13 protein-coding genes are annotated in these 12,468 nt (G+C 31.4%); 1 reads left to right on the plus strand and 12 read right to left on the minus strand.

From position 1 onward, the window contains the following. Nucleotides 1-66: 66 nt before the first annotated feature. From AC3VI6_RS11630 to AC3VI6_RS11655, 6 genes are all read right to left on the minus strand, one after another. Nucleotides 67-2,295 carry a M1 family metallopeptidase gene (locus AC3VI6_RS11630; RefSeq protein ID WP_497706311.1) on the minus strand — a complete coding sequence of 743 codons (2,229 nt, stop codon included), beginning with the start codon at nucleotides 2,293-2,295 and terminating at the stop codon, nucleotides 67-69. Between the two features lie 73 nt (nucleotides 2,296-2,368). Then, a complete protein-coding gene (locus tag AC3VI6_RS11635; RefSeq protein ID WP_497706312.1) occupies nucleotides 2,369-2,860 on the minus strand; it encodes a DUF6702 family protein in 492 nt (163 codons plus the stop codon). Nucleotides 2,861-2,890: 30 nt separating this feature from the next. Further along, nucleotides 2,891-3,688, minus strand: coding sequence for a carboxypeptidase-like regulatory domain-containing protein (locus AC3VI6_RS11640; RefSeq protein ID WP_274635221.1), 798 nt, complete (start codon nucleotides 3,686-3,688; stop codon nucleotides 2,891-2,893). Between the two features lie 75 nt (nucleotides 3,689-3,763). Continuing rightward, on the minus strand, nucleotides 3,764-4,573 hold the full coding sequence (locus tag AC3VI6_RS11645; protein ID WP_497706313.1) for a carboxypeptidase-like regulatory domain-containing protein: 810 nt from the start codon (nucleotides 4,571-4,573) through the stop codon (nucleotides 3,764-3,766). Next, entirely contained in the window at nucleotides 4,570-5,388 is an 819-nt protein-coding gene (locus AC3VI6_RS11650; RefSeq protein ID WP_497706314.1) for a carboxypeptidase-like regulatory domain-containing protein, read from the minus strand. Before AC3VI6_RS11650 ends, AC3VI6_RS11645 begins: the two co-directional genes overlap by 4 nt. Before the next feature lie 4 nt (nucleotides 5,389-5,392). Beyond that, nucleotides 5,393-6,166, minus strand: a complete 774-nt coding sequence (locus AC3VI6_RS11655) for a carboxypeptidase-like regulatory domain-containing protein (protein ID WP_497706315.1) — start codon at nucleotides 6,164-6,166, stop codon at nucleotides 5,393-5,395. 215 nt (nucleotides 6,167-6,381) lie between these two features. Here AC3VI6_RS11655 and pepE point away from each other — a divergent pair, with 215 nt between their 5' ends. Next, on the plus strand, nucleotides 6,382-7,089 hold the full coding sequence (pepE, locus tag AC3VI6_RS11660) for a dipeptidase PepE (protein WP_497706316.1): 708 nt from the start codon (nucleotides 6,382-6,384) through the stop codon (nucleotides 7,087-7,089). 221 nt (nucleotides 7,090-7,310) lie between these two features. Here the strand turns inward: pepE and AC3VI6_RS11665 are convergent, their stop codons facing one another. The 6 genes from AC3VI6_RS11665 to AC3VI6_RS11690 form a co-directional block, all read right to left on the minus strand. Further along, the gene (locus AC3VI6_RS11665; RefSeq protein ID WP_497706317.1) at nucleotides 7,311-7,973 is read right to left on the minus strand and encodes a hypothetical protein; all 663 of its coding nucleotides are present in this window, start codon (nucleotides 7,971-7,973) and stop codon (nucleotides 7,311-7,313) included. 213 nt (nucleotides 7,974-8,186) lie between these two features. Further along, the gene (folD, locus tag AC3VI6_RS11670; RefSeq protein WP_497706318.1) at nucleotides 8,187-9,077 is read right to left on the minus strand and encodes a bifunctional methylenetetrahydrofolate dehydrogenase/methenyltetrahydrofolate cyclohydrolase FolD; all 891 of its coding nucleotides are present in this window, start codon (nucleotides 9,075-9,077) and stop codon (nucleotides 8,187-8,189) included. Between the two features lie 397 nt (nucleotides 9,078-9,474). Continuing rightward, entirely contained in the window at nucleotides 9,475-10,803 is a 1,329-nt protein-coding gene (gene ffh / locus AC3VI6_RS11675) for a signal recognition particle protein (protein ID WP_028892076.1), read from the minus strand. A gap of 219 nt (nucleotides 10,804-11,022) precedes the next feature. Beyond that, the gene (gene msrB, locus AC3VI6_RS11680) at nucleotides 11,023-11,490 is read right to left on the minus strand and encodes a peptide-methionine (R)-S-oxide reductase MsrB (RefSeq protein ID WP_497706319.1); all 468 of its coding nucleotides are present in this window, start codon (nucleotides 11,488-11,490) and stop codon (nucleotides 11,023-11,025) included. Then, a complete protein-coding gene (locus AC3VI6_RS11685) occupies nucleotides 11,487-11,966 on the minus strand; it encodes an alpha/beta hydrolase (protein ID WP_497706320.1) in 480 nt (159 codons plus the stop codon). The genes msrB and AC3VI6_RS11685 overlap by 4 nt, the downstream gene beginning before the upstream one ends. Continuing rightward, the gene (locus AC3VI6_RS11690; RefSeq protein ID WP_497706321.1) at nucleotides 11,959-12,360 is read right to left on the minus strand and encodes a hypothetical protein; all 402 of its coding nucleotides are present in this window, start codon (nucleotides 12,358-12,360) and stop codon (nucleotides 11,959-11,961) included. The genes AC3VI6_RS11685 and AC3VI6_RS11690 overlap by 8 nt, the downstream gene beginning before the upstream one ends. Nucleotides 12,361-12,468: the final 108 nt, after the last annotated feature.

The following is a 12,468-nucleotide window of genomic DNA, read 5'->3' on the forward strand; positions in this document are numbered from 1 at the left end:
CCTCTTATTTAGAGGTATAAAAAAAGCAGCTATTAAAGCTGCTTTTCTTTTAATCTATATTCTAGATTAGTTTTTTGTTTTGTTTTTGAAAGCATCAAACTTGTTAGTCGTTTGCTTTGGCCAACTGTTGTTAGAAGTATCAATATCGGCTGTTTCTAAATCTGGATCTACAACAAAGCTTTTAATTTCTTTTGAAGAAGTAAATACTCTAAACACTTGATGCTCATTTTTATTCCATATTTGAGCAGGAAAAGTTTGACGCTCTTTTGTTCCGTCAGCATAAGTCATTTCAAGAATAATAGGCATTACTAATCCTCCAGGTTTTTCAAACTCAACTTCATAAATGTACTGAGGTAATTCTTTTAAGCTAGCTTTTTTGTCTTTCGGTAAACTGTTGATATACGCTTCTACTTCAGACTTATCAGCATCTTTTTTATCAGTAGTTAAGTAGACTAATTTTCCTAATTGAGCAAAGTAAGAAGGATACTGTGCTTGTAACTTCTTTGTTTCTTCGTTAGGTTTGTTAGTTAAATATAAAGGCTTCACTTCTTTAATACCTATATCAGTATAATCAGTTGTGTAGAACCAACCTCTCCAGAACCAATCTAAATCCATACCCGAAGCGTCTTCCATAGTTCTAAAGAAATCAGCAGGAGTAGGGTGCTTGAACATCCATCTTTGTGAATAAGTTCTAAAAGCGTAATCAAACAATTCAGGTCCCATAATGGTTTGACGCAACATGTATAAACCAGCAGCTGGTTTTGTGTATGCATTTGGTCCGAAATTATGAACGTAATCACCTTGAGACATGATAGGGCTTAATTTACTTTGATCTAAGCTCATGTAACGAACAATGTCTTTTGGTAAGTTACCTGTATTAAAGTTTGGATCGTAATCTAATTCAGCTAAAATTTCTACAAAAGAGTTTAATCCTTCATCCATCCATGTCCATTGACGCTCATCAGAGTTTACAATCATAGGGAAGAAGTTATGACCAATTTCGTGTGTAATTACACCAATCATTCCGTTTTTAACTCTATCAGAATACGTTCCGTCAGGGTTTGGACGTCCGTAATTAAATGAAATCATAGGGTATTCCATTCCTTGGCGTTTTGCATGTACAGAAATTGCCTTAGGATACGGATAATCAAAAGTCATTTTAGAATACTCTTCTAAGGTGTTTGCAACCACACGAGTTGAGTGCTCTTCCCATAACGGATTTCCTTCTTTTGGATACATAGAAACTGCCATTACAGTTTTACCGTTAATGTTAACAGCCATAGCATCCCAAATATATTTTCTTGAAGAAGCAAACGCAAAATCACGTACTTGGTTTGCTTTAAAGTGCCAAGTTTTTGTTTTAGTAGTACCTTTTTTTTCGTTTTCTTCAGCTTCTTTTTGAGAAACGATAAATACTGGGTTTTTAAAAGATTTTCTAGCCTCAGCCCAACGGTTACGTTGTTCTTTTGTTAATACATCTTTTTCGTTTTGTAAAACACCTGTAGCTTCTAAAATATGATCTTCAGGAACCGTAATTTTTACATCGTAATCACCAAATTCAAGAGCCCATTCACTACGCCCCCAAAATTGCATGTTTTGCCATCCTTCTACATTGTCATACACACATAATCTTGGGAAAAATTGAGCAATTGTATAGTTTTTATTTCCATCAGGGAATAATTCAAAACCAGAACGCCCACCATCTTCTACAGAGTTGTTAATCAGGTAATTCCACTTGATTTTAAACTTGAAAATTTCACCTGGAGCTAAAGGTTTTGGCAAATTAATACGCATCATTGTACGATTAATAGTGTGAGATAAATCTCTACCATCAGCATATTTTACTGCTTCTATTTTAAAACCAAAATCTTTTGGTTTGTCCATATTCTCTGCAACGAACTTATCTGGAGTTTGAAAACCACTCGCTTTTTTAGATTGGGCTAATGGAGATTTAGAATCTGGAGCTCGCATATTTTGATCTAGCTGTAACCATAAATACTCTAAATGATCTCTAGAATTGTTGTGGTATGTAATATCTTCTTCACCATAAAGTTTGTTAGCAGCTTCATCTAAACGCAAATCCATTACATAATCAACTTTTTGTTGCGTGTACGCATGACCAGGTGCACCAGAGGCGGTACGTTGATCGTTTGGAGTTGCTAGTACATCTTTTAACTGTCGGAATTTGTTTTGATCAGTATGACCTTGTTGATGCTCTTTTTTAGGTGCCTCTTGGGCAAATAAAGAAGCTGATACAAAGAGTGCTGAAAATAGTAGCGTAGAATATCTTCTCATTGTGTGCTTATTGATTTTTTTGAATAAATAAGCGGAAAGTTAATGAAAACTTATTATTAAAAAAATGTAAATGTTAAAACTTTAACAAACCTTTATCATTAGTATTAGACAAGAATAAACTTTTTCGTTTTTTATTGACGGTAGCCTTTATCAAATTTTGTTGATCTGGAAAGTGATCAACTAAAACATCATTTTGAATTTCGATAGAAGTTGGTGTTTCAACATTTTCTATTTCTAAATAAAAATAAACAATATCACCATCGTATTCTTTTCCAATGAATTTATAAGAAGTTTCTTGATTGTTGATAGTTACTTTAAAATGTTGTTGTAAGTATTTGTAAAAATAATCATCAATACTAGAAAGCTGATTTTTAGAAGCTATTTGTAAATTAGTGTTGTAGTCTTTATTAATGGCTAATTCTATATCATCCATAAAAATATTCATAATCATTTGAACGCTTTTTGAGTCTTCTTTATATTCTATTTCAGTTAAAGCAACGTAGTATTTATGTAGTGTAAACGATAGTAACGGAAGTACTAAAAGGATGATAATAACTTTTTTCATGGAGTATTTTAAAACAATTATTGCGCCAAATTACTGTTTTTTGATAATTTCTAAATAGCTAATGTGCTCTTTTCTTAAAATTTTAATAACCTCTAATACTTCACGGTTTTGATATAGTTTTTCAATACCTAACGGATTACAGTATTCAAGAAAATGGTAATAATTATTTACAGGAATTTTTAGTTCAACAAAAAAGAAATCTTCCCCTAATTCATTTAATAGTTTAGCTGGCAAACTTTCTTTAAAAGCTAATTCTTTACGAAGTTCTTGTATTTTTTCTGAGTCTTTTACAGGGAATGTATTGGTAGTTCCAAATCCTTCAAAATCTTTAGTAGGATCAACTCTAACTACATTGGGTTTTACATGTAAGCTAATATGATCATCGGAAGCATAGTTGTTATAATTTACTTTAGAAAAATCAGTAGCGTTGCTAGCGATTTCTAGATTTTTATCACGTTTTACTTTTCGTAAATCTTTGGTAAGCTCTCCTGAAAGTTCGTTGTTTCGTAGTAAAATTTCATCTAACTCATAATCTTGTTTTTCTAAAGTGGTTCTTTTTCGGTAGGTATTAAAATCTTCTTTGGTAAGAGTTTCAAAAATAGTTTTATATCCGATAGAGGTATATCTTATTGAATCGTTAGGTTTAGCAAAAATTCGATACTCACCATTTTCGTTAGAAAAAGTAGCTTGATTTGTAGAAAAATTAACAATATGAGCGTTTTCTAAAACACCATTTTCATCATAAACAATTCCGAAAAGTGTTTTTCGCTCTTCTTGTGAGAATGCAACTTGTGATAAAAGAAGTAAGGCTAAAAGAAATCGCTTCATAATGGTAAGTGTTGTAGGTTAGTGCTTACTTATAAAGGTACAAAATATTTTAAAATCAGATATTTAAATTCTGGACTACTGTTGGTTTGGTTTATAATTTTGCGGGTTTAATTTTTTAAATTCATCAGATTTTAATTTTAAAAAAGAAATCATAGTTATTTCATCAGCTAAAAATGAAGAAGAAAAATCATTGGTATTTTCAATAAAGTATATAAACCTTGTAAGATCTTCCGATATAATTTTTAATTCATGTAGTATATAAACTCGATAATTGTTACGTATATGTTGTATTCTCTTTTCAGTATCCTCAATAGCTTTTTCTTTTTTTAGCTTTTTTAGTCTACCTGATATGGAGTTAATAATATAATCTGTTGACAAAATAAAACCGAAACCTTCAAGTTTTAAAGGGCGTCCACCCATTCCTGTGTATAAACGCCTTTCGGCAGGAGTTAGAATTCTTGAGCCAGCGTAAGGAAGGTTTAAACTTTCTGCATTAATCTCTTTTTCAGTTTTAATATGTTTAGTGTCAGAAGAAATATATCCAAGTAAGTTATGCTCTTTTATTTCAACTTCATCAAGCTCTATTGCTACTTTTTTAAGTTCAATTTTGTTTTGTTGTATACCAAAATGCTTTGAATCAACTTTAAAAATTTTCGTTTCATAACCTACAAATGATATTTGTAAAGAGTCGTTTGGTTTTGCTAAAATCCTAAATTCACCATTATCATTCGTAAAAGTACCTTGTTTGGTGTTTAAATTGATAATATGAGTGTTTGATACAGCACCAATTTCATCATAAATTGAGACGTATAAAAAAGTTCTTCGTTCTTGGGATAGAATTTTAATAGATGAAACAAAACATAGTATAATTAATAGTTTCTTCATTCTTTTTCATTAATAATGTTTAAATAACTGACACTTTCTTTTCGCAAAATTTCGATTAGTTTTAAAACGTTTCCATCTTTATATAATTTTTCAATACCTAGCGGATTGCAGTATTCTAAAAAATGTAGGTACTTATCTTCAGGAATTTTCAATTCTTCAAAGAAGAAGTGTTCTCCAAATTCTGAGAGAAGCATTTTAGGAAAACCTTCTTTAAACTTTATCATTTTTCGAGTTCTTTTTTTTTGTTGAGCGTATTTATCAAGACCAGAACTAAAACCTGTACCCGCACCTGCAAAATTAGCTGTAGGATCAGTAGTTCTTATCATACTAGGAGGTTTAGATCTATCAACTTCGTCAATTTCTAAAATTACTTTTTCACTAAAATCAATCATAGAAAAATCTAGAGCGCTTTTAGCTTTATCCAAGCCAATATCTTTAGGAGTTTGTTTAGCATCTATAGCAATAAAACCTATTAAGTTGTGTTTTTTTACTTCCACTTCATCTAGTTCAATAGCTGTTTTTTTAAGTTCTATTGTATGTTTTTCAATTCCGAAGTGAGTCGTTTCAACTTTAATAATTTTCGTTTCGTAGCCTACAAATGAGACTTGTAAAGAGTCGTTGGGTTTAGCTAAAATCCTAAATTCACCATTATCATTCGTAAAAGTACCTTGTTTGGTGTTTAAATTGATAATATGTGCATTGGGTACAGATGCTACTTCATCGTGAACCGATGCATATAAGAATTTTCGATTTTCTTGAGCGGTTATTTGTAAGGTAAGTAATAAAAGTAAAGTGATGGGTAGTTGTTTTATCATGCAATTATTTTTGAGAGAGTCTTATATTTTCATTTTCTAATAGATAAGGAGAGTGTTTGCTGTTTTCAATTAAAACGGAAGTTAATTCAAGAACTTTATCCTTTCGATACAGATTGATAATACCTTTAGAAACACAACTTTCTAAAAATGAATTAATATGTTCTTCTTTAATTTTTAGTTGTCTTATAAAAAAGCCATCTGTATAATGTTTTCGGATGTTAGCTATGTTTTGATCTTCTATTTTTAGTTTTTTTAGTAGTTTTTTCTTTTTATTATTTCCGTTAAGTGCGTTTACAAGTCCAGAGAGTCCTATTGTTATTCCCGATTCAATTTTTATCGTTTTATCATCTTTAGGTTTTACGTTGGCGTAGGGGAGCTTTAATGTTTTAGCGTTTACTACAGGGGCATTGGTAAGAATATCATCATCTGTTTCAAAAATTCCTCTTTTTCTTTCTAAAACAACTTCATCTAGCATATGAGTTTTACTATCAACATAAATAACAATGTTTTTAGCTTTTATGTTTTCTTCACTCACAGTAATTTCTTTGTACTCTAAATTTAGATGAGAAATTAATAGTATGTTATTTTCTTCTGCTAAAATTTCAAATTGTCCGTTTTCGTTTGAAATAGTTCCTAAAGCTAGTTTTTTGTTGATGATATGCACATCTTGCGTAGGAATACTGTCGATAAAAACAGTTCCTTTGATAATTTTAGGAGGATTCTGTGCAAAAACGACACAAGAAAATAGCGTAAAAAGAATAAGTAAAAAGTTTCTCATATCACAAATAAACCACCTACTTGTCTTAAAAATGTTTTAATGACATGGTAAATTTTTGTTAATTTGAAAAATAATAGCACTAATTACCTTTTGAAAATTTAGAGCTGACACTAAGAATAATAGCGTTTAAATCAGATGAAACCAATATGTTTAAAATTATTATTTTAAACATGTAAGGTTACATTTGACCGTTGAAAAGCAATTAAAAATATCAAATGAAAAAACTTATCGTAGCAAGTACATCTACAGTACATGGAAGTGGATATTTAGCATATATTTTACCAACGTTGGTAGACTTTTTTAAAGAAGCGTCTACAGTTTTGTTTATTCCGTATGCACGTGCAAGTGGTAAAACCTATGATGAATATACTGAGATAGCTCGTAAGGCTTTTGCTACCATTAATAAAGAGGTAAAAGGGATTCATGAGTTTGATAATCCGAAAGAAGCAATACAGCAAGCGGAGGCAATTTTTACAGGTGGAGGTAATACGTTTGAATTGGTAAACCAACTATATAAAAATGATATTATTCCTGCTTTAACCAAAGTAGTTGAAAATGGAACTCCGTATTTAGGTACGAGTGCTGGTAGTAATATTTGTGGAGTAACGATGATGAATACCAACGATATGCCTATCGTGTATCCACCAAGTTTTAAAACTTTAGGGTTTATTCCATTTAATATTAATGCGCATTATTTAGACCCGAATCCAAATTCTACACATATGGGAGAAACTAGAGAAACCCGTATTAAAGAATATCATATTTTTAATGAAACGTCTGTATTAGGCTTACGAGAAGGAAGTTGGCTAGAAGTTAACGGAGACTCAATTGTATTGCGAGGAAACTATACAGCACGTTTATTTGAACAAAACAAAGAAGCGGTAGAGTTGGAGAGTGATAAAGAGATTAGTCAGTGTTTTTAATACAATTTAACAGAGAATAATTTACAAAGGAAATCTTCAAACTGCTGTTTGGAGTTTTTTTTACTTATAGTGTTATGATTATTTTATTTAAATAGTTGTTTTATTGATTGAATATGTGTTGTTTGGTTGATAATGAAAGCAAAGAATATTAGTAGAAAGTTTATAATTTAACTTAACATGTAAAATTTTCTTTTATTACTCATTATAAATTGAAGTTTGAGTTAACTCCATAGTTTTTTTAGTTTGTGCCAAAAACTTGAGTTATTTATAACTTTTTTTGACTTCAAAGGGGCAGTAATATTTCTTTCTGGATGAAGGTAGAAGTTTAAAAACTCTTCCTTTTCAACAAAATACTGTCCAAATCCCCATCTTTGGTCAGTAGAAGATATAAGGGCAGAGGTTAATTCAGCAATAGAAGCACTAATAATAGCACCACAAATATTTATAACTTTGTCCTTTTCATCTGAACGATGTAAAAACCAAGATCTGTTTATTTTTTTTGCTTTTTCAAGTTTATCTTCTAGATTAAGAATAGTCTTGGTTTCATTCTTATACGTATTTAATTTCCACCAAGGATTATCAGGGGAAGTTTCGGGGTCAAATATTACATCATAATCAGTTTTTATAACACCAGAAACTCCTTTAATAGAAAAGATGAGTAATTGATTTTTTTTCCATTCAAATATATCTGTTAAATCAACTTCGTGATAAGATTCCTTATTTTCAACTTCATCATAGTTTAGAATATGTATTTGAAGTTTAATTTTTTCTTTTAATTGAATTATATTTAGAGAGGAGTTAATGTATTTTTCAGACAGGTTTATTATCTCTCCAAAAGTAACTTCGGTATTTTCAGTTGGTATTATTTTTATAGTAGAACTCATAGTATTTTTTAAATGCTTATTTTATATAAACACTTTTAGTGTCCTTATATGTCCTAAAAAGGAAGTATAAATGTAATTATTGCAATTTTTAATTAGAGCTAGCTAATATAGCAAAAAAGGGTAATTAAATAGTAGAGTAAGAGAAATGTATAAGCTGTTTTCTATAAAAAAAGACCGCTTAAAAGCAGTCTTTTTTATATGTGAGTTGTATGGTTATACTAACTTATTTTCTTGTTTTCGTTCACAGGCTAATAAGGTGTTTTTTAATAGCATTGCAATCGTCATAGGGCCTACACCACCAGGAACAGGAGTAATGTGCGATGCTTTTTCAGCTACTTCGTTAAAAGCAACATCACCAACTAGTCTGAATCCGTTTTTCTTAGAAGCATCCGCAACACGTGTAATTCCTACATCAATAACTACTACATCTTCTTTTACCATATCACTTTTTAAAAACTCTGGAATACCAATAGCAGCTACAATAATATCTGCTTTTTGAGTAATTTCTTTTAAGTTTTTAGTTCTACTATGTGTTAAGGTAACGGTAGCGTTTCCTACTTTTCTTTTTTGAGATAATAAAATACTCATTGGGCTTCCTACAATATGGCTACGACCAATTACTACAACATCTTTACCAGAAGTTTCAATGTTGTAACGGTCTAATAACTCTAAAATACCAAAAGGAGTTGCTGAAATAAAAGTAGGAAGGTTTAAGGTCATTTTACCAACATTCATTGGGTGAAAACCATCTACATCTTTATCAGGATCAATCGCCATTAAAACTTTTTGCTCATCAATATGATCGGGTAGAGGAAGCTGTACGATAAAACCATCAATATCATTATCGATATTTAAAATAGCAATTTCGTTTAATAATTCTTCTTCAGTAGTTTCTTCAGGAAGACGAAGTAAAGTAGATTCAAACCCAACACGCTCACAAGCTTTAACTTTTGCGTTTACATACGTTAAACTAGCACCATCGTTACCAACAATAACAGCTGCTAGGTGAGGAGTTTTTTTGTCATTTGCTTTTAATTCTGCTACTTCTAAAGCAATTTCTTCTTTAATGTCTGCTGATGTTTTTTTACCGTCTAGTAAAATCATAGTCTTGTTAAGTTTTCAGTATACAGTTTTCAGTATACAGTGTTGTAATTGTTGTGTTGTTATATTCTAAATTTATCAGGATTGATAATCATATAATTGATTAGTTTCCCAACTTCTTCGCTTTTATTTTTAATAGTAATATTTTAAAAGTTCTTTCAGTAGAAGTGTTATTTTAGTTCAAATACTATATGTCAGTTCGAGTATCGACCGCAGGGAGATGTATCGAGAACCAGTTCCAAATGTCTCGATACAATTTATCTTCCTTTTAGTCAGAAAAATCACTCGACATGACATGGAGAGAACTTAATAGTTTTAAAACTCATATAAACTGCTTACTGAAGACTTAATTACTTGTAGACTAAAAAAAAAGACAGGCAAAGCCTATCTATTTTTTATATTATCTCATACCTTTCATCATTTGCATCATTTTTCTTCCGCCACCACCTTGCATCATCTTCATCATCTTGCTCATTTGGTCGAATTGTTTCATCAACTGATTTACTTCTTGAACCGAAGTTCCTGATCCTTTTGCAATCCTTTTTTTACGACTCGCATTAATCATAGAAGGAGTACTTCTTTCCGCAGGAGTCATAGAGTGTATAATAGCTTCAATTCCTTTAAATGCATCATCATCAATATCCACATCTTTTAATGCTTTTCCAGCACCAGGAATCATTCCAACTAAATCTTTCATGCTACCCATCTTTTTGATTTGATTGATTTGATTTAAGAAATCATCAAAACCAAACTGGTTTTTAGCAATCTTCTTTTGTAGTTTTCTAGCTTCTTCTTCGTCGTATTGTTCTTGGGCACGTTCTACTAACGAAACAACGTCTCCCATTCCTAAAATACGATCAGCCATACGACTTGGGTGGAATACATCAATTGCATCCATTTTTTCACCCGTACCGATAAATTTGATTGGTTTATCTACTACCGACTTAATCGATAAAGCAGCTCCACCACGAGTATCACCATCTAACTTGGTTAATACAACTCCGTCAAAATTCAATACATCGTTAAAAGCTTTGGCTGTGTTTACTGCATCTTGCCCTGTCATAGAGTCCACCACAAATAAGGTTTCTTGTGGACTTACAGCTTTGTGAATGTTAGAAATCTCCGTCATCATTTCCTCATCAACAGCTAAACGACCCGCGGTATCTATAATCACCACATTTTTACTGTTAGCTTTTGCATGCTTAATAGCATTTAAAGAAATTTCAACAGGATTTTGATTTCCTTCTTCAGCATAAACTTCTACACCAATTTGCTCACCAACTACACGTAGCTGGTTAATTGCCGCAGGACGATATACATCACAACCAACTAATAAAACCTGTTTTGATTTTTTAGTTTTAAGATAGTTAGCTAATTTACCAGAGAAGGTAGTTTTACCCGAACCTTGTAAACCAGACATTAAAATAACGGTAGGAGAACCCCCTAAGTTAATACCAACAGTATCGCCACCCATTAATTCAGTTAACTCGTCTTTAACAAGTTTAACCATTAATTGTCCTGGATTTAACGTAGTTAATACGTCTTGTCCTAAGGCTTTCTTTTGTACGGTTTTGGTAAACTCTTTCGCAATTTTAAAGTTAACATCGGCATCTAATAAAGCTCTACGAACTTCTTTTAGCGTTTCTGCAACGTTAACTTCGGTAATTTTTCCGTGTCCTTTTAGCGTATGTAACGCCTTATCTAACTTTTCGCTTAAATTATTAAACATGTATCGGCTTCATTTTTTAGAGGCACAAATTTAGTTATTAGTTGTTAGTTTTTAGCATTTTGTTGATAGAATTTTTTAGCTAAACCTTACTATTTATGATTGATTCTAGTTATAAGTAGAGAATTAAAGAGGAAAACGTTTTTTTAAACTATACATCAACCGTAAAATGTTACGTAGTTTTTCTTGATTCTAAGCGTAAGTTAGCCTTGTTTCTAAGTCTTATTTCTTCGGAATAAACTCTAAAGCAACTCCGTTAATGCAATGACGCTTTCCAGTGGTTTCTTTTGGTCCATCATCAAAAGAATGACCTAAATGCCCGCCACAATTCGCACATTTTAATTCAGTACGCGCATATCCAAGATTATAATCTGTATCTACATCAACATTGCCTAAAATAGCTCTATCAAAAGAAGGCCAACCACTACCTGAGTCATACTTATTTTCAGATTTATAAAGTGGCGTTTTACAAGCAGCACACACGTACAATCCTTTTTTATGATTGAAGTTTAAAGGGCTAGAATTAGGTCGCTCAGTACCTGCTTCTCTGAGTACAAAATATTGTTGTGGTGTTAGTAGTTTTTTCCATTCACCATTTTGCTTGTTGATTTTATATTTTTTATGCTTCTGAGCGTTTGCAGCATAAGAAACGAATAAAGCTAAAACGAATAGAAAGACTGTTTTTTTCATGATGGTTGTATAATAAAATCGACAATTTTAGAAGCTACTTTTGCATCACGAAGAATTTTGGTATGCCCTAGTCCTTCAGTAATTAAAAGCGTTCCGTTCTGTAAGTTTTGACGAATTTTTATAGCACAACTTACATCTACATCACCATCAAAAGAATCATGAACAATCAAAGTAGGAATATCTACATTTTTAGCTTTTACACTCGATGAATGTACATCGATATCACGTTGCCATTTTTTATCAAAAAAACGTTTCATTTTGTGGGCTATAATAGGTTTTACGTGTAGGTTTTTAGTAAAGTTTAAAATAACGTCTGATATTTTATCTGCTGCACCAATAGTTACTAGTTTTTTTACAGAGAAATCTTCAGAAAGAGCATTGTATAAACATACACCACCAAAGGAATGACCAATAGCTGCTTCAAAAGGGCCATATTGCTTGTCTATTTCAGCAATGGTTTCTAAAAAATCAGGCATTTCTGTTGTTTTTCCTGTAGATTTTCCATGTGCAGGACACATCAAAAGAAATAACCATATATCCTTTTTCTAGTAATTTATCAGCAATCATGTATAATTGCGTACTTCTTCCAGCCCAACCGTGTACCCATAATACTTTTTTGGTAGAGTACCCGTAAGATAGCAACTGAACATCTCTTGAAATAGTAGGGATATTTATAGTTTTAGTTTGAGCACTTTCTAACATCACTTTCTCTCTTTTTGGCATAGGAAAGCTAACAGGAGTTGTAAATAATTTTACTCCAAATTTTGTGGTTAAATTGTTAGAAATAAACTGTAAAAATTTAGCGGATAAAATAATTGGTTTCGGAATTTTAATACTAGGTAAAGTGTTTTTTGAATGTATAAAATCCATGAATTAGTTTTTTAGATAAAGATATAATTTGTAGCTTTAAACTCATAATTTATTGCCAGTTTTGTGACAAATAAATTAATTTCGTGTCATAAAATATACAACCAAGGA

Source organism: Tenacibaculum sp. TB-56, from assembly GCF_059716275.2.